The following is a 17,123-nucleotide window of genomic DNA, read 5'->3' as shown; positions in this document are numbered from 1 at the left end:
GCCATAGCGATGGCCTACCAGGACCGCAGACTACCGCGCAGGCGAATCCCGCTGATCTCAACTCCGTACAGGCCCTAAATCCTTCACATCTGCTCCTCTTGCTGCTGACCGGAGGGCGGGGGCATCGCCTTGGCACCGGCTCGCGCGTGCGCATTGCCACTGACATGACGAAGCCGGCCTTGTAGCGGGGAAGTGGGGACCGTCAACGGCGGACGTAGGGGGTGTCCCGTGAATTTCCGATCGACGCACATCAAGATCAGGAAATTTACGGTCTTGACCGTAAACCGATGCTCGATGACCTGTCAAGGATTAACAAGGCTTATGAGTCGCTCTGGCGTGCCTGTAGCGTTCCAATGTTGTTTACGGCCGGGGCTGTAATCCTCGCATCGAGGATCAGACGTGAGGGTCTCCCATGTCGGCGACCCATCGCGGCGACCAGCATGAACGGCTGCCCGAACGCCGGCTTTTCGGACGCCCTCCACGACAACGGCCGACTACGGCCCACGTTTGTGCTCCCCGCGTGAGGTGTACGGTCGGTAACCCCTCACCGACCAGGAGAACGTCGTGCGCATCGCCATCGCCGGGCTGGCCACCAGCCACCCCTACACCGACGCCCGCACCCTCGCCTCCCACGCCGACCTCATGGTGTGGGAGGAGGACCGGGCTCTGCTGGCCCGCTTCACCGAGGAACATCCCGGGGCCGAGGTCGCCGCCGGGCTGGACGGTCTGCTCGCCGCCCGCCCCGACGGAGTGGTGTTGACCGTGCCCAACCCGGGGGTGGCTCCCGCGCTCGCCCTGGTGCTGGCGGCGGACCTGCCATGCTTCGTCAACAAGCCAGCCGCCGCGACCGCCGCCCAGCTCGCCGCCGTCGACGTGCCGGCCTCCTCGCGGCCCGAGCTGGTGCTGTCCACCTCGGTGCTGCGCTTCGCGCCCGCCTTCACCGCCCTGGTGGCCGAGGACCTCGGGGAGGTGCTCTCGGTGCGGGCCACCGTACGGCACGACGTGGGCCTGTGGGCGGGCGGCCACAACCCGTGGCAGGATGACCCGGCCGTGGGCGGCGGCACGATGGTGACGATGGGCGTGCACGGCGTGGAGCTGCTGGTCGCCCTTCTCGGCCCCGCCGTGAGGCTGGCCGGGGCGGCCGCCGCCACCCGCTCCTACACCGCTCTGAAGTCGGAGGACACCGGCGTCATGGCGCTGGCCTGGGACAACGGCGCCGTCGGCGCCGTGGAGGTTGTCGGGGTCACCGACGAGGAGTCTTACACGGTCGGCGTCCACACGCGTGCCGGCACCCGCGAGGTCGTGGTGGAGCCCGGCGCCGACCCCCTCTCCGGCCTGGGCTACCGGGGCACCATGGAGGCGTTCCTGGCCATGGTGGGCGGTGCCCCGAGTCCGGTGCCCTGGGCGCAGACCAGGGCCGTGCTCGGCACGCTGGTGGCCGCCCGCGAGGCCTGCGCCTAGGATCCCGCCCGTCCGGCACGCCGGGCGGGCGTTGACAGCCGAACTTTCATCCAGTTACGGTCTGGACCGTAACTGAGAATGAGGAGTTCCGCGTGCGGACCATCGCAGAGCTGGAAGAACGCCTGTCACACCCCCGTGACGGGCTGGTCGAGGATCTGAGCAAGCTCGACGGCGACATCATGGTGCTCGGCGCCGGCGGCAAGCTGGGCCCCAGCCTCGTCCGCCTGGCGCTGAACGGGGTCAGGGCGGCCGGAGGCGGCAAGCGCGTCATCGCGGTGTCGCGTTTCTCCGAGCGGGGCCTGGCGCAGGTACTCAGCGACGAGGGCGCCACGGTCGTGGCGGCCGACATCGCCGACGAGAACGCGCTGCGGGAGCTGCCCGACGCGCCCAACGTGGTCTTCCTCGTCGGGGCCAAGTTCGGCACCCAGGGGCGCGAGCACGCCACCTGGTTCACCAACGTCTACCTGCCCGGTCGCGTGGCCGACCGGTTCGCGGGCAGCCGGATCGCCGCACTGTCGACGGGCAACGTCTACCCGCTCGTCCCGGTCACCTCCGGCGGTCCCACCGAGGACTCGCCCACCGGGCCGGTCGGCGACTACGCCATGAGCTGCCTGGGCCGCGAGCGTGTGCTCACTCATTTCGCCGAGGAGCGCGGCACGCCGACGGCGCTGATCCGGCTCAACTACGCCGTCGAGATGCGCTACGGCGTGCTGGTCGACCTCGCGCAGAAGATCATCGCCGGACAGGCCATAGACGTGACCACCGGCCAGGCGAACGTGGTCTGGCAGGGCTACGCCAACGAGGTGACGCTCCGCTCGCTGCTGCTGGCCTCCGTCCCGCCGTACGTGCTCAACGTGACCGGACCCGAGCTGGTCTCGGTACGGCAGGCCGCCACCAACCTCGGCCGTCTGCTGGGCAGGGAGCCGGTCTTCACCGGCGAGGAGGCCCCCACGGCGCTGCTGTCCAACGCCTCGCGCTGCCACGGTCTGTTCGGCTACCCCGATCTCACGCTCGCCCAACTGGTCGAGCACACCGCCCGCTGGGTGGGTGACGGGGGACCGCTGCTGGGCAAGCCCACCAAGTTCGAGAGCCGTGACGGCGCGTTCTGACCGCATCGACGAGGGTGAAAGGGGAACGTACGTGCTCAGCACGGCACCTGAGAGACATGGTTCCATCCACGACCTGTTCCGCAGGGGCACGGTCATCCCGGCGCACCCGCTGGCGCTGACCGAGGACCGGCGGCTCGACGAGCGGCGGCAGCGGGCGCTGACCCGCTACTACGTCGAGGCGGGGGCGGGCGGTCTGGCCGTCGGGGTGCACACCACCCAGTTCGCGATCCACGGCACCGGCCTGCTGCCTCCCGTGCTGGAGCTGGCCGCCGAGACCGCCCGCGGCTACGAGCGCGAGGTGGTGCTGGTGGCGGGCGCGACCGGGAGCACCGCGCAGGCGGTGGCGGAGGCGGAGTCGGCGGCCTCGCTCGGCTACCACATGGTGCTGCTGAGCCCGCATCGCGAGCTGGACGAGAACCAGCTCATCGAGCGGACCCGCGCGGTGGGGGAGGTGTTGCCGGTGATCGGCTTCTACCTGCAGCCCGCCGTCGGCGGCCGGACGCTGACCCGCGACTACTGGACGCGTCTGGCCTCGATCGACGCGGTCGTCGGCATCAAGGTCGCCCCGTTCAACCGCTACCGGACGCTGGACGTGCTCCACGGCGTGGTCAGGGCCGGGCGTACCCGCGAGGTGGCGCTCTACACCGGCAACGACGACCACATCCTGTCGGACCTGATCACCTCGCATCGCGTCGTCGTGGACGGCAAGGAGGTCGACGTCGAGTTCGTCGGCGGCCTCCTCGGCCAGTGGGCGGTGTGGGTGAAGCGGGCGGTCGAGCTGCTCGACGAGGCGCGGCGCGCCCGCGGCGGCGACGACGCCGCCGTTCGCAGGCTGCTCACCCTCGATGGGCACCTTACCGACGCCAACGCCGCCATCTTCGACGCCGAGCACGGCTTCCGCGGCTGCATCCCCGGTATCCACGAGGTTCTGCGTCGCCAGGGGCTGCTGGCCGGGCGCTGGTGCCTGGATCCGGAGGAGGAGCTCTCCCCCGGGCAGCTCGCCGAGATCGACCGGATCTGGGCGGCCTATCCGTGGCTACGCGACGACGAGTTCGTCGCCGAGGGCTTGGACCGGTGGCTGCGCTAAAGGGTCAGGCGGTAGAGCGTCAGCGGGCGGCCGCTGGAGCCGCTGGAAAGGTTACCGGTGCGTTCGGCCAGCCCGGCCAGCTCCAGGCGATACAGCATCCGGCGGGCCGTGCGCTGCTGCACCGCGAGCCGCTCGGCGATCTCGCGGGTGGTCAGTGGCTGATCGCCCACCGTCGCCCGCGCCTCCAGCAGCTTCTCCATCGTCGCCACCGACAGGCCCACCCGGCGGGCCAGGACCGGCAGGTTCGCCTCGCTTGCCGGGGGCGCGGCGACCGACTCCAACACGACGTCGGTGTCGGCCCGCAGCGACAGCACCGCGGCCACGTCGCCGATGCGCCGAGCCCTGGCCAGCGCCCTGCGGGCCAGGCTCTCGGCCTCGGCGGCGCTGCGGCCCAGGCCGAACCCGGCCCGCACGACCCGGCTGTAGGCGGCCAGCCGCGACAGCATCGGCAGGCAGGAGAAGCCGCCTGTCGCGTCGTGCAGCGGGCCGCGGGTGGTGACCAGCAGGTGGATGCCGCCGCGGAAGGCCGCGAGCGTGCCGCCCAGCGCGGTCGCCTCGCGCAGCAGGCCCTCCTCGCCGTCGAGCTCGATCAGGCCCAGCGCGATCTGCGCGTCCTCCTGCGCCTGGCCCTCCGCGGACATCAGGAGCTGGCGCAGGGCGACGCGAACCGAGTGCACCGACGGTGCCAGACGCAGCACCGGAAGCTTGCCGCGCAACGCCTCGTGCACCGAGCTGAGGCAGGTGATCACGGCGTGGTCGCCGCCGCGGCGATGGAAGGCAGTGGCCGACTGCGAGGTCATGCCGCTGCGCCAGGGGAACACCCGCAGCTCGTCGGTGGGCAGGCCGGCCTCGGCGAACGTGGCCGTCACCTCGGCACTCGACAGGGTGTCGATGGACAGGCGGGTGACGTCGTGGCCCTGGTGCTGGAGCCGTACGAGGGCGCTGAGCAGGGTCGCGCCCGAGTAGTCGACGAACGCGGCGGGACGGGTGAGAACTTCGGCCTCGTGTGCGAGCATGTGCGGCACGATGCCGGTGAACAGCCACCCCTCCACCGCGCTCGCGTGCGCCTCGACGATCGTGGGCGCCTGTGACTCGTGATCGTAGTCGAGCCGCAGCGTGCTCACCCCCGGCTGTTCCTCGCAGACGGCCGCCACGTCGTCGACCAGATCATGGGGACCGACCACCCCGATGAGGATCCCCACTGAAGCCTCCTGGCTAAATAACGGTCAAGACCGCTATTACTTTATCTCGTGCGAGGTGTTGTGTGACTCCGAAATTCCCCAGCGCCGCGGAAACGGCCGGCAGGACGCTTGGTCACGAGGAGGTGGCCGCCGCCGAGCGAGTGATCCGCTCGGGAATGCTCAACTCCGTGTGGGGCACCGAGGCCAAGGCGCTGGAGCGCGAGATGGCCGAGCTGTACGGTGTCCGGCACGCTGTCGCGTGCAGCTCGGGCACCGCGGCTCTGCACCTCGCGGTCGTGGCGGCCGCCCCCGACCCGGGCGACGAGATCATCACGACGCCCATGACCGACTTCGGAACCGTGGCCCCCATCTTGGCGCAGAACGCGGTCCCTGTCTTCGCCGACGTTGATCCGTTGTCCGGAAATCTCGATCCGGCCGCCGTGCGGGCCGCGATCACCCCGCGGACCCGGGCGATCATGGCGGTGCACCTCTTCGGCGCGCCCGCCGCCCTGGACGAGTTGCGGGCGATCGCCGACGAGCACGGACTCATGCTGATCGAGGACTGCGCCCAGGCGTGGCTGGGCGAGCTGCCCGACGGGCGGCCGGTGGGCGGTGTCGGCGAGGTCGGCTGCTTCAGCCTGCAGCAGTGGAAGCACATCACGTGCGGCGACGGCGGCCTTGTGATCACCGACGACGACGCGCTGGCCAAGACGATGCGGCTGTTCTCCGACAAAGGCTGGGACCGTGACGGCGGGCGGCACCACCTGAGCTTCGGGCTCAACTACCGGATGACCGAACTGCAGGCCGCCGTGGCCCGGGCGCAGTTGGTCAAGCTGCCCAGGGTGGTGGGCGCCCGGCGGCACTGGGCGCTGCGGCTGCTGGCGGGGCTGGCGGGGCTGCCCGACCTCGCCCTGCCCGACCCGCGCGGGCATGCGTGGTGGTACTTCCCCGTCGTCCTGCCTGGCGGGGGAGCGCCCGAGCTCGCCGCCAAGCTGGCGGCCGACGGAATTCCGGCCCGGGCCGGGTACTTGTCCGAACCGCTCAACCGGGCGCCGCTGTGGGACGGGCCGATGTACGGCACGTCCAGATTCCCTCTGTCGGCGCCGCCTGCCGCCTGCCCCGAGGCGGACCGGCTGGTCGGCGAGACGCTGCTGATCGTGGACCTGAACGAGAACTACACCGCCGACCACGTCGCGGCGATCGCCGACGGATTCCGTCGTTACGTTCAGATGTCGGGCATTGCCCCTTCCTGAAGGTGATCGCTAGATTTCGGTCGGGACCGGTATTGTCAACGAAAGATCGATATCGTCAACGAAAGGAAGGTTCCGATGAGAAAGGTCGTACTCGCCGGCCTCGCGGCGGCCCTGGGAGCCACACTCGCCGGATGCGGCGGCTCCGGCTCAGAGTCGGACAAGAGCACGGTGACGCTATGGATGTATCCCGTGATCGGGGACCAGGCCAAGAGCCAGGCGTTTTGGACCAAGGTCGAGAAGGACTTCGAGGCCAAGAACGCCACGATCGACCTCAAGATCGACCAGCAGCCTTGGGACGGCCGCCAGGAGAAGATCACCACGGCACTCGCCTCGAAGAAGGGCTTCGACCTGGTCGTGCTCGGCCCCGACCAGATCCCCCAGTACGCCCAGCAGGGCGCGCTCGCCCCGGTGGACGACGTGGTGGCCCCCGCCAAGGCCTCCTTCCTGCCCAACGCCCTCACCGCGCTGACCGTGGACGGCAGGCTCTACGGCGTGCCGATCTACCAGACCATCACCGCGCCGATCTACAACAAGAAGGCCTTCGCCGACGCGGGCGTGACCGAGTTCCCCCAGACCTGGGAGGCGTTCAAGGCCGCCGCTCCCAAACTCGCCGCCAAGAAGGTCGCGATCCTCGACTACCCCGGCGCCCCCGAGATCAATCTGAACCAGAGCTTCTACCCGCTGCTGTGGGGCAACGGCGGCACCGTGTTCGCCGCCGACGGCAAGACCGTCGCCTTCAACGGCCCCGAGGGCGTCGAGGCCCTGCAGTTCCTCCTCGACATGCAGAAGCTGGGCGGCCTGCCGGAGAACGCGGCAACCAAGAAGAACGACATCGAGGGCGGCCCGCTGGCCGCGGGCAAGACGGCCGTCTACCACGCCGCCACCGCGCTGCAGGCCACCCAGCTCGGCGCGGCCATCGGCGATGACAACGTCGGCGTCGGGCTGCCGCTGGAGAGCAAGAAGAAGGTCGCATTCGGCATCCCCGGCGGGCTCGTGCTGGCCAAGCACTCGCCGAACGCCGAGGCCGCCAAGAAGTTCGCCGCCTTCCTGTCCTCGCCGGAGGTCTCGGCGGAGCTGGCCAAGGAGTCGGGCTTCTTCCCGGCGCGCACCGACGTGACCGTGCCCGGCGCCTCCCCGGTCGCCCAGGAGTTCGCCAAGTCGCTGGAGTACGCCTTCCCGGGTGACACCCACCCGATGGCTCGTCAGGTGATGGCGCTGATCGTGCCGGAGATCCAGGCGGCCCTGCTCGGCAAGAAGGACTCCAAGACGGCCCTCGACGACGCGGCCAAGGAGGCCAATACGCTGCTGGCCAACGGCGGCTGATGCGATTCGCCACCCTATCCCGGCGGGGCCGTTATGTGCGAAAGGCGGGAATCTGTGCGACAGCGCTTGCGGGACCCCATGACGGGTCTGCTGTTCGTCCTCCCCATGCTGGTGCTCTTCCTGGTCTTCAGGTTCGTGCCCGTCCTGGGCGCGGGGGGCATGAGCCTGACCGATCTGAACCTCGGCGGGGAGTGGAACTTCATCGGCGTCGACAACTACGCCCGGTTGTTCGACGACCCGAAGTTCTGGGACAGTCTGCGGATCACGCTGGTCTATGTCGCGATCTATGTGCCCCTGACCGTTCTCATCGCGCTTGGCACCGCGCTGCTGCTCAACGCGGTCGTCTTCATGCGCGGACTGTTCCGGGGCATGCTCTTCCTGCCGTACGTCACCAGCTTCGTGCTGGCCGGCGTGATCTGGCGGTGGATCTACGAGTTCGACGGGGTGATCAACGGACTGCTCGGCAAGCTCGACCTCGGCCCCGTCGGCTTCCTGGAGGAGTCCTCCCTCGTCCTGCCCGCGCTGGCGGTGGTGTCGGTGTGGAAGGGCTTTGGCTACTCCATGCTTATCCTGCTCGCCGGGCTCAAGGCGATCCCGGCCTCCTACCTGGAGGCGGCGACGGTCGACGGGGCCGGGCCGTGGCAGCGGTTCCGCCGGATCACGTTGCCGCTGCTCAAACCCACCCTGTTCTTCGTCGTCGTCATCGAGACCATCAACGCCTTCCAGACGTTCGACACCATCTACGTGATGACCGGTGGCGGCCCGGCGAGAGCGAGCTACACGCTCATCTACGGCCTGTACGACCAGGGTTTCAAATTCTCCAACCTCGGCTACGCGGCCACGATCGGCATCGTGCTCTTCGCGTTGGTGCTCGTCGTGTCGCTGCTCCAGCGCCGCCTGCTCGATCGGGGGAACGCATGACGATCACCGCCACCCGGCCTGCCGCCGCGACCGCGAAGCCGCCGGTGAAGGCCCGGAGCAGGTCCTTCCGATGGCCTCTGTGGGTGCTGCTCGCGCTCGCGTCGGTGATGACGGTCAGCCCGTTCTTCGTGATGTTCGTGGTGGCGCTGTCGCCGCCGGGCAGGCCGACCCTGCCCGCGCAGTGGCCAGAGTCGCTGTCGCTGGACACGATGGTGGAGCTGCTGTCGTCGTCCGGGTTCGTCGGCTGGACGGTCAACACGGTGATCTACGCGCTCACGTCCGTGGTGATCATCTTGCTGACCGCGTCGATGGCCGGGTACGCCTTCGCCAAGAAGCGTTTCCCCGGGCGCGACACGATGATGTGGGCGTTTCTCGCGACGCTCATGGTGCCGTTCCAGGCGACGCTGATCCCGATGTTCGTGCTCATCTCGGAGCTCGGCGGGGTGGACACCTTCTGGGGACTGATCGTGCCGACGCTGGCCAACTCGCAGGCGGTCTTCCTCATGCGGCAGTTCATCCGTGACTTGCCCGACGAGCTGTTCGAAGCGGCCAAGGTCGACGGGGCCTCCGAGTGGCGCATCTACTGGCAGATCGTGATCCCGCTGACCAAGCCGATCCTGGCCACGCTCGGGGTGTTCGTGTTCCTGTGGCACTGGAACGACTTCCTGTGGCCGCTCGTCATGTCGCAGTCGGACGAGATGCGCACACTCACCGTGGGGCTGGCGTCGATGCGCACGGAGGGGTCGCCGCTGTCCGTGCTCATGGCCTCCGCCGCGCTGTCGGTGCTGCCCTGCCTGCTGGTGTTCGCGCTCCTGCAGCGCTACCTGGTCAACAGCATCGCGATGACGGGACTCAAATAAAGTGCCTTAGATGGAGATGTCATCACAGGCCGCGCAGCTGCGGGAGCAACTGCGCGGCACGCTGCTCGCCGCGGCGGCCACCCCCATGACGGCCTCGGGCGAGGTGGACCTCGACCTCGTGACGGCCTATTTCCGCAGCCTGCTCGCCGACGGTGCCGACGGGCTCGCGGTGCTCGCCCACACCGGCCGCGGCCCCTTCCTGCCCCTGCCGGTACGGTCCGCCGTGATCGAGCGCGCGGTCTCCCTGGGAGTGCCGGTACTGGTCGGCGTCGGCGGCGCCCCTGATGAGGCACAGACGGGCGGGGGCACGGTCACCGTGAGTACGGCGCGACCGGACGATCTGGCAGTCTCCCAGGGCGCGTCCCCGGGTTCGGCGGAGCGGGTCGTCGAGGAGGCGCGGGTCGCCGCCGCGCTCGGGGCCGTCGGCGTGCTGGTGTTCCCCTCCGCCGAGGACCGGCTCGCCCTGCACGACGCCGTCTGGCGGGGCGCAGGGCTGCCCATGATCGCCTTTGACCTCTACACGCTGCCCTGCCCGCCCGCCGTACTGGAGGAGATCGTCCGCCACCCCGGGGTGGCGGGGCTGAAGACGGCGCTGCTGTCGGACGCGATGGGATGCCAGGAGGCGATCCGGATCACCCGCGAGGCGGGACGGCTGGCGATCACCGGGGAGGACCGGATGTTCGGCCCATCGCTGTTGTGGGGCGCCGAGGCGGCGCTGGTCGGAATCGCGGCCGCGCGGGTGGGCGTCACCCGCGACGTGATGCGCGCCTTCGCCGGGAACGACCTGCGGGAGTTCGAGCGGGCATCGGCGCTGCTCGACCGGCTGGCCGCCGCGACGTTCACCGCGCCGATGGAGGGCTACGTCCAGCGCATGCTGTGGCTCGCCGCCGCCGAGGGGCGCGTCCCGCGCTCGCACGCCTTTGACTGCTACGGCCCGGCGATGGGAGAGGACGAGCGGGCGAGGGAGAAGGCCGCGCTCGCCGGGGTATGACCGCCCCTCAGCCGAGCGGGAGGCGGAAGAGCGCGGCGGCGTTGCGCCAGGCCAGGAGGTCGGCCGCGTCGCCGGTCAGCCCCGCCGCCGCCACGGAGCCGAAGGCGGAGGCCGGGTCGATGAGCGTGGAGTCGGTGCCGAACAGCAGTCGTTCCGGGTCCACGGCGGCGGCGACCTCCGCGATGCGCCCGGCGGGGAAGTGCGACCAGCACGGCTCCAGGTAGAGGCGGTCGCAGGCGCGGGCGGCCTCGATGGCGTGCCGGTAGCCGTCCGCGCCCATGTGCCCGGCGATCACACGCAGGCCGGGCGTGTCGAGGCAGGCCTGGGCCAGGTCGAGCACGGAGGCACCCCAGGTGTGCACCAGCGCGGGGACGCCCGCAGACGCCACCAGGGCCAGCGCGTCGCGCAGCTGCGGGGAGGTGGCGGGGGAGCCGGTGTAGTCGGTGTGGATCTTCACGCCGACGAACCGGCCGGTGGGCAGGTAGGCGTTCAGGTCGCGCTCGGCATCGGCCAGGCGGCGCGGGTTGACAGTCACGTAGCCGTACAGGCGGGCGGCGCCGGGCACGGAGCCCAGGTAGGCGGCCAGGGCGCGGTTGCCCGCCGGGGCGTCGTAGATGACGGCCTCGGTGCCCGACACGATGGCCAGGTCGATCCCGTAACGGTTCATGGCAGGGACCGTCAGCCCGGAGACGTCCATGGTGAAGAACCACGGACCCCAGTGCGCGTGCACATCGATGATCATGCGGGTTCTCCGAGAAGCAGGCGGCGGGCGTTGCCTCCGGCGACGAGCGCGACCTCGTCGGGCTTCAGGTCGCCGGTGGCCAGGCGCAGCAGAGGAACGAGCGGTTCGTAGTACGGCGTGCGGGAGCCGAACAGCAGACGTCCGGCGCCGAGTTCGTCGGCGACGGTTTCCAGCGCGTCGGGGGAGTTCAGCAGCCGGGTCGAGGTGTGGAAGCCCGGCTCGTCGGCGGCGGCCACGAGGAAGTCGCCAAGGTGGTAGAAGTGCGTGTCGAGGAAGACGACCCGCAGGCCGAGACCGGCGAGCGGCCGCCAGAACCGGCGCACGTCACCCCCGGTCAGCACGGTCAGATCCAGTGCGGCGGCCCGCCCGGCGACATGCCGCACCGAGGGGAAGCCCGCCTCGACACCCTGCTCGTCGGGGAAGAGCCGGACCGCCCGCATTCCCAGGGCGGCCAGCCGTTCCATCTCGCGCACCGCGCCCAGCGGGTCGCGCAGGTCGAGGGCGCCGACGGGCACGATCCCCGCCGAGGTCGCCGACGCGAGGGTCTCATCGTTGCCCGACGCCATGTCGAAGAGCGCGGCCCGCAGGCTGGCCACCGCACCCGCGGTGATGCCGTGGCGGGCCAGGACGCGCGGGGCGGGCTCCTCCGGCGGGAGGTCGCGGTCGGGGTAGGCGCCGCCGAGCACGTCGGCGTCGAGCGTCACCACCAGGTCACCGACCAGATGCCGGGCATCGAAGGGCGTCATCCGGGCATCCTTCCATTCACATACCGGTCATGACCATAATCCCCAGCTCTGGCGGGTCGCAAGGCAGGGGCGCCGACGCTTTCTGTCTATACGATTGAAGTCGGGACCAAATACCGCGCAGAAATGAGCTCTCGCCAGGAGCGGCCCTGATCCGGCGCGCCCGAGAGGGGCGAGGAGGTGCTGGGCTGGGGTGTTCGCCTGGTCCGGCTCTGCCCCGAGCGTCACCGCTGGGAGCTGACCGGCCCGGAGGGGGCTCGCGAGCATCCGGTCGTGGTCGGCGCCGCCCGGTGACGGAGGTTTTTCTATTCGTCAGGGGCGGAAGTGGGTGAGGCGGAAGACGCCGAGCATGTCGTCGGAGACGGCGCCGATGGAGGAGAAGGAGGCCTCGACGCCGACCCAGCCGTGGAAGGCGCCGTCGTCGTCGAGGATCTGCAGCATTGGCTTCACGTGGGAGTTGCCCGTGTAGCAGGATTCGCCACGCCCCTTGGCCAGGCAGGTGCACCAGTGCCAGTAGGTGTCGCGCCGGTCGTAGCTGGAGACCTTGACGACGTAGTTCTGCAGCGAGCTGTCACCGCCGCCGCCCGGCGTGCCGCCGTAGCCGGGGCAGCCGCTCTGCTGGCAGACGGCGGAGGAGTTGGGCTGGCGGTAGGTCAGGCACCAGGTCGTCGTGGTGCAGGTGGTGAAGGCGGTGTGCGTCCAGGTCTGGCCGCTGGAGGAGCCGAGCTGGTCGTGCGCCCAGGTCCTGAGGTCCTGCTTGAGGGTGCCGGGGAAGGATCGCACGCTGCTCATCGCCCGGCGCTCGGTGAAGGGGCTGTTGCTGCCGAAGCCGTAGCCTTGGCCGTACTGCTGGGCCTTGGTGTCGTACTTGTAGGTCAGGGCCGCCATCTTGGGGCCGTCGGTGACGTACCACTGCTGGGATCCGCCCTGGGTGTCGGTCCAGTTGATGGTGACGACGCCGTCGGCCACGCCGAAGGTGCCCGTCCTGGACCGGTTCGGCGCGCCCATGAACCCGCCGGCGGTCAGCACCTCGCACGGCCGGACCAGGGTGGGGCTGGGCGTGCTGACCGGCTGCGAGCAGCCACCCGACGGCACGGCACCGGTGCCGGTGCGCTGCACCGGCGTGGTCTGCGACCAGTGGTGGACGGCGGCGCTGACCGAGCCGTTCGTGCCGAAGGTGTAGCTGCCCAGGCTGACCCAGTTCGAGTGCGAGGTCGCGCGCAGGTGGCCGAGCGCGACGACGAAGTAGGCCTTGCCGCCAGTCAGCGCGGCGGCGTGGGCGGGGGCGGCCAAAAACGGGAGGAGGAGCAGGGGCAGGAGAAGTAGACGCATGAGTCTTTCCAATTCGGTCGTTGCCGAAATTAATCCTTGACGGCGAGATTACCTGTTTCCAGGTTTACGGCCATGGCCTTAATTAGAAAATTCTTAGCGATCGTCGTCGCGGCATCCGCCGTGCTGACGCTCCAGGGACCCGCGGAGGCTCGCGCCCGGGGCAGGATCACCGAGCTTGGCGTGCCGTTGCAGGACGTCCTGCTCAACTACCCCGGCAGGAGCGTCGACAGTAAGAGCGCCGGCGGGCAACTCGTCTACAACCCCCGCGACCTCACCCTGTACGGCACGCACGCGGGCTTCTCGGTGTTCTCGCTCAACCCGCTGACGGGGCGGCACACCGTACTGAGGGAAGGACCTGTGCACCAGCTCGCGGTGCACAGGTCCGGGGACGTCTACTTCGCCGAGGGGCCGAGGCTCCTGCGTTACGAGCCGCAGATCCGGTAGGTGTGGAAGTTCTCGTTGCGGGACAGGTAGAGGTGCCCGTCGGGCGCCTTCACCATGAGGGAGATCGGCCGGGCGATCAGGCTGAAGGCCAGCGTCGTCCGGTCGACCTTGTAGACCTTGCCCTGGGCCTTGGCCCAGATCGCGCCCGCGTGAACCTCGATGTTGGTGTCCTGCCAGACCTGCGTCTGCGCGGCCCAGGGATATTCCTGGTGCTTGGCCGTCCGCAGCGTCTGGCCGGTCGCCGGGTCCATCTCGAACACCGCGTCGGGCGTCATGCCCCACAGATGGCCGGTCTCGTCGAAGGTGATCGAGCCGAGCGCCAGGTCACCGGGCACGGGCGCGGTCTTCCACTTCACGGTGTCGGTCGCGATGTCGTAGGCGAACACGTATGCGGCGGTGTCGAGCGGGCGACCCAGCCCGCCGAAGGCAGAGGTCGCGCCGTAGACGACGCCGTCACGGTAGGCCAGGCCGACGATGCTGTGGTTGGGGATGATGTTCCGCCTGATCACCGTGTTGCCGGTCGCGGGGTCGTAGAGGCCGAGCGCGCCACCCGCCGCGCCTGTCTTGGGCACGGTGCCGAAGGCCAGCAGGTCGCCCGCCGAGACCATCGCGAACGGCCGGTCCTGCTCCTGCTCGGTCAGGCTGAGCAGCAGTTTGGGCTCGGTGCCGTCGAACTCGTAGATCCGCGCGCCGGGGTAGACACCGAGGTACAGCTTGCCCTTGTGGGTGACGATGCCCTCGCTCTGACCGACGTTCGGCCAGAACTGGGACTGGCCGGTCGCGGTGTCGTAGGCGGCCAGGCCGCCGGTGAAGAAGCCGCCCCCGTAGACGCGGCCGTCGGGGCCGACGCCCATCGACCGGACGCTGACCGGCTGCCCGTTCAGCGTTGACTCGAACGTCGCGGCCTTACCGCGCTTGAGGTCGTAGGTCCACAGCTTGCCGGTCGAGGCGGTGCCGACCAGAGTGCGGCCGACCCAGCCGAGTGTGCGCGCGGCGCCGTCGCCGAAGTCGGTGAAGCCCAGCTTCTTTACCCGGCCCTTCTTCAGGTCGACCTTGACCAGCTCGTCGTTCTGGAAGAGATAGGCGTCGTGCCCGCGCACACCGCCGCCCACGGTCAGGCTGTCGACGTCGTCGATGACGTGCGTCCAGCGGCCCTTCTTCAGGTCGTAGATTCCCATCGGGTTGGTCGCCGTGGTGGTGACGAACCGCACCAGCAGGTAACGCCCGGCCACGTCGAGGTCGTAGGCGTAGCCGGCGCCCTTGATCGGGGCGTCGATGATCTTCTTGGTGACGCCATCCGGTCCCACCACCGCGATCTTCATGGCCTGGGAGCCGGTGCCCACGTAGAGCGTACCGTCGTCGCTGGTCGCCAGGTCGCGGACGAACTGCTGACCGGGGATCGGGCTGCCCAGGTCGGTGGTCTGCCCACTGGCCACGTCATAGCGGAACAGCTTTCCCGTGGGAGAGGTGCCGCCGTAGACGAACCTGCCGTCCCGACTGGCCTCCACCGTCCAGACGAAGGTCTCCCCGGGTACGGCGATGCCCGCCTCGATCACCTGGTCGGTGCCCGGGACGTAGCGGAACAGGCGGCCCATCGCGCCCACGGTGGCGTTGTAGGAGCCCACGTAGACCGAGTGGTCGGGGGCGACGGTGACCGCCCACGAGCCCAGCGCGAGCGGCAGCGGCCGCTCGGCGATCAGCGTGCCGTCGAGCGCGTTCCGGATGCCCAGCAGCGCCGGGCCGGACGCGCTGGAGGTCACCGAGTAGACGCGAGGGCCGTCCGGATGGCGGGCATCGAGTGCGGTGCCCGCGGTCGTGGCGCCGACGAGCGGCATCGTCCCGAGGTTCTGGAAGCCACAGCCGGCCGGAGGGGCCGCCAGGGCCGCTGGGGCGATCTGCTCGGCCAGGGCGGGAGCGGGAATGAGTAAGAGGGCGGCGGCCAGGGACGCCAGATGAAGCCTCACGATGCCTCCTTGCTAGTTAACGGTCCCGACCGTAATTCCATGAAGGCTCGCTGGCAAGAGACGATCAGATCTCGAGGACCTTGAGGGATGCCCGAGAGCGGGGCGTGACCGTGACTGCAGTCCATCGTGTAACCCGCAGAGCAACTGCTGCTCTGCGCCGTTTGCGTATTCCCGTGGCCATCCCGGCGAGTGCCCGTTCACCCTCTTGGAGGTGATGTGACTTCAGCACACGAGGAGGCCCGCATTTCATGCACTTGCGTGGCCCGACCGGCGTGTCGATCGTGGCCTTGTGCTTTCTGGCCATGGCCGACACGGTCGAGCGGTGCTTGCCGGCGAGCGTCTTGAGCAGCGACGTCTCCATGACCCAGTGCAGCCGGTCAAGGCGGAACACGTCGCTGGCGAGCAGGTAGTACTGGACGATGCCCCCGCACCGCCCCGGCCTATGGCGGGACCGGGCGGCGGCCGGTGCCGCGTTACCGGGACAAGCCGCGCTCGGCCCAGCAGATCGTGACCGCCGCCGGACGGCGCGCGCTGCGCACGGTGACCTGGCGGACCGGTTCCACCGTCAGAGCGTCGGGGAGCCCCGGCGCCGTGCCGACCCAGCACAGCCGAATCTGGTGACCATCCGTCTCGGTGAAGCGGAAGCCAAGGAGCAAGGCCGTCAGCATGAGACGACGGGTGAGCAGGGGAATCGACTACCGGTACGATCCTGTCAGGCCTGTTGGGCTCAGGCTCTTCTGGCAGTCGCCTGGGGGATGGGGCGTGGCGCGTCGCCGATTCCAGGCGTCCGTTCTTGACGGTAGGTGTCCCTCAGTCGAAGTCGTAGGCCAAGTCCGCGCTGACTGCGACGGTCATGGCGTCGAGATCGAACGCGAGGGTGACATCGCCCGACACCGATCCATAGGTGTTCGCCCTATAGTAGTGATATTTCACCATGTGGTGCTCTCCGACGATGTGGGCCCGCAACGGCTCGCAGTCGCTGTCGGGGTCGTTCCATTGCTCGTCTATGGGCAGCGAATTCGTCTTGCCGTCCCCGGGGATCACCTCGAACTCGTGTCCGTCGAGTGTGAATGTCCAGTCTGTCTCCTCGTCGTCGTCCCAGCCGGCTCCCTGGGGTTCAAGGGTGGTGCGAAAACGCGCCATGACGATGCCGCCGCCAGCTTCGAGGATCGCGAAGGGGACCCCTCCTTGGCCGACTACATCGCCGGTTTTCGGACGGTGGTGGGCCTCGGGCATGAGCGGACTCCCTCGCATCGTCGCCCCGAGGTGCTCTCGGAGGGTCGGGTGCATTGAATCAATGACCGAGGTGGATGTCTGCGCAATAATGCACACATCCGCTTCTTCAGGCGTTTCCGCCGCGTAATATCCTCACCGGTCACGTTCTTCGAGGTTGGATGTAGCCATGGAGCCGCCGAAGATCCGTCTGCACCGGTTCGAGCACACCGTGGCGATCAAGTGGCCCGACCACGACTGCTGGTGGGTGATCGACCCGGATTCGCCGCGAAGCGGCGGGTTCGCGGCCCCGAGCGCGACGTTCGACGGCCCGGACGCCCGTGAATGGTTCGACCCTGCCGTGAACCAGCGCGACGACGTGAGCACGTGGACGAACGCCATCCGGCGTGACCTAGTGCTCCATTCCTTAAAGCAGGTAGATAAAGCGACGTCGGCGCGGCCGAGGGGGAAGGGTTGGCCGACCCCAGACCCAAGGGTGG

18 protein-coding genes are annotated in these 17,123 nt (G+C 69.4%); 11 read left to right on the top strand and 7 right to left on the bottom strand.

Annotated features, from left to right (window positions below; translation table 11 throughout):
• The first annotated feature begins 564 nt into the window (after nt 1–564).
• From ACSDR0_RS45510 to ACSDR0_RS45500, 3 genes are all read left to right on the top strand, one after another.
• Complete coding sequence (locus tag ACSDR0_RS45510) at nt 565–1,461, top strand: Gfo/Idh/MocA family protein (RefSeq protein ID WP_435295205.1); 897 nt, start codon at nt 565–567, stop codon at nt 1,459–1,461.
• A 92-nt stretch (nt 1,462–1,553) separates the two neighbouring features.
• Nucleotides 1,554–2,570 (top strand): NAD-dependent epimerase/dehydratase family protein, encoded by a 1,017-nt coding sequence (locus ACSDR0_RS45505; RefSeq protein ID WP_435295204.1) that lies wholly within the window; start codon nt 1,554–1,556, stop codon nt 2,568–2,570.
• A 31-nt stretch (nt 2,571–2,601) separates the two neighbouring features.
• Nucleotides 2,602–3,657: a dihydrodipicolinate synthase family protein gene (locus ACSDR0_RS45500; RefSeq protein ID WP_435295203.1), complete on the top strand. Its 1,056-nt coding sequence runs from the start codon at nt 2,602–2,604 to the stop codon at nt 3,655–3,657.
• Here ACSDR0_RS45500 and ACSDR0_RS45495 read toward each other — a convergent pair.
• Complete coding sequence (locus ACSDR0_RS45495; protein WP_435295202.1) at nt 3,654–4,859, bottom strand: hypothetical protein; 1,206 nt, start codon at nt 4,857–4,859, stop codon at nt 3,654–3,656. The genes ACSDR0_RS45500 and ACSDR0_RS45495 overlap by 4 nt on opposite strands.
• A 62-nt stretch (nt 4,860–4,921) precedes the next feature.
• Between ACSDR0_RS45495 and ACSDR0_RS45490 the strand changes: the two genes are divergently transcribed.
• The 5 genes from ACSDR0_RS45490 to ACSDR0_RS45470 all read left to right on the top strand — a co-directional run bounded on the left by ACSDR0_RS45490 (nt 4,922) and on the right by ACSDR0_RS45470 (nt 10,186).
• Nucleotides 4,922–6,091 (top strand): DegT/DnrJ/EryC1/StrS family aminotransferase, encoded by a 1,170-nt coding sequence (locus tag ACSDR0_RS45490; RefSeq protein ID WP_435295201.1) that lies wholly within the window; start codon nt 4,922–4,924, stop codon nt 6,089–6,091.
• A gap of 75 nt (nt 6,092–6,166) precedes the next feature.
• Nucleotides 6,167–7,414: an extracellular solute-binding protein gene (locus ACSDR0_RS45485; RefSeq protein WP_435295200.1), complete on the top strand. Its 1,248-nt coding sequence runs from the start codon at nt 6,167–6,169 to the stop codon at nt 7,412–7,414.
• 54 nt (nt 7,415–7,468) lie between these two features.
• Nucleotides 7,469–8,335: a carbohydrate ABC transporter permease gene (locus ACSDR0_RS45480; RefSeq protein ID WP_435295199.1), complete on the top strand. Its 867-nt coding sequence runs from the start codon at nt 7,469–7,471 to the stop codon at nt 8,333–8,335.
• On the top strand, nt 8,332–9,195 hold the full coding sequence (locus tag ACSDR0_RS45475) for a carbohydrate ABC transporter permease (RefSeq protein WP_435295198.1): 864 nt from the start codon (nt 8,332–8,334) through the stop codon (nt 9,193–9,195). Before ACSDR0_RS45480 ends, ACSDR0_RS45475 begins: the two co-directional genes overlap by 4 nt.
• Before the next feature lie 10 nt (nt 9,196–9,205).
• A complete protein-coding gene (locus ACSDR0_RS45470; protein ID WP_435295197.1) occupies nt 9,206–10,186 on the top strand; it encodes a dihydrodipicolinate synthase family protein in 981 nt (326 codons plus the stop codon).
• A gap of 7 nt (nt 10,187–10,193) precedes the next feature.
• Here the strand turns inward: ACSDR0_RS45470 and ACSDR0_RS45465 are convergent, their stop codons facing one another.
• The 3 genes from ACSDR0_RS45465 to ACSDR0_RS45455 all read right to left on the bottom strand — a co-directional run bounded on the left by ACSDR0_RS45465 (nt 10,194) and on the right by ACSDR0_RS45455 (nt 13,003).
• Nucleotides 10,194–10,928, bottom strand: coding sequence for an amidohydrolase family protein (locus tag ACSDR0_RS45465; RefSeq protein WP_435295196.1), 735 nt, complete (start codon nt 10,926–10,928; stop codon nt 10,194–10,196).
• Nucleotides 10,925–11,674 carry an amidohydrolase family protein gene (locus ACSDR0_RS45460; RefSeq protein ID WP_435295195.1) on the bottom strand — a complete coding sequence of 250 codons (750 nt, stop codon included), beginning with the start codon at nt 11,672–11,674 and terminating at the stop codon, nt 10,925–10,927. The genes ACSDR0_RS45465 and ACSDR0_RS45460 overlap by 4 nt, the downstream gene beginning before the upstream one ends.
• A gap of 309 nt (nt 11,675–11,983) precedes the next feature.
• The gene (locus tag ACSDR0_RS45455; RefSeq protein ID WP_435295194.1) at nt 11,984–13,003 is read right to left on the bottom strand and encodes a hypothetical protein; all 1,020 of its coding nucleotides are present in this window, start codon (nt 13,001–13,003) and stop codon (nt 11,984–11,986) included.
• 72 nt (nt 13,004–13,075) lie between these two features.
• Here ACSDR0_RS45455 and ACSDR0_RS45450 point away from each other — a divergent pair, with 72 nt between their 5' ends.
• Nucleotides 13,076–13,447, top strand: a complete 372-nt coding sequence (locus ACSDR0_RS45450; protein ID WP_435295193.1) for a hypothetical protein — start codon at nt 13,076–13,078, stop codon at nt 13,445–13,447.
• Here the strand turns inward: ACSDR0_RS45450 and ACSDR0_RS45445 are convergent.
• Complete coding sequence (locus ACSDR0_RS45445; protein ID WP_435295192.1) at nt 13,426–15,411, bottom strand: hypothetical protein; 1,986 nt, start codon at nt 15,409–15,411, stop codon at nt 13,426–13,428. The two genes, ACSDR0_RS45450 and ACSDR0_RS45445, sit on opposite strands and share 22 nt — an antisense overlap.
• A gap of 64 nt (nt 15,412–15,475) precedes the next feature.
• Nucleotides 15,476–15,832: a group II intron reverse transcriptase/maturase gene (locus tag ACSDR0_RS45440; RefSeq protein ID WP_435295206.1), complete on the bottom strand. Its 357-nt coding sequence runs from the start codon at nt 15,830–15,832 to the stop codon at nt 15,476–15,478.
• A 44-nt stretch (nt 15,833–15,876) separates the two neighbouring features.
• On the opposite strand from ACSDR0_RS45440, the gene ACSDR0_RS45435 reads away from it, so the two are divergent.
• A complete protein-coding gene (locus ACSDR0_RS45435; RefSeq protein ID WP_435295191.1) occupies nt 15,877–16,032 on the top strand; it encodes a hypothetical protein in 156 nt (51 codons plus the stop codon).
• Nucleotides 16,033–16,221: 189 nt separating this feature from the next.
• On the opposite strand, the gene ACSDR0_RS45430 is transcribed toward ACSDR0_RS45435, so the two are convergent.
• Nucleotides 16,222–16,647 carry a hypothetical protein gene (locus ACSDR0_RS45430; RefSeq protein WP_435295190.1) on the bottom strand — a complete coding sequence of 142 codons (426 nt, stop codon included), beginning with the start codon at nt 16,645–16,647 and terminating at the stop codon, nt 16,222–16,224.
• Nucleotides 16,648–16,813: 166 nt separating this feature from the next.
• On the opposite strand from ACSDR0_RS45430, the gene ACSDR0_RS45425 reads away from it, so the two are divergent.
• Nucleotides 16,814–17,123, top strand: a 310-nt coding sequence (locus ACSDR0_RS45425; RefSeq protein WP_435295189.1) for a hypothetical protein, incomplete at its 3' end; no start/stop codon positions are given.

It is taken from the genome of Streptosporangium sp. G11, assembly GCF_051192615.1.
Lineage (GTDB): Bacteria > Actinomycetota > Actinomycetes > Streptosporangiales > Streptosporangiaceae > Streptosporangium.
The sequence above is the reverse complement of the archived record's forward strand: the minus strand, read 5'-3'. Positions and strand labels throughout refer to the sequence as shown.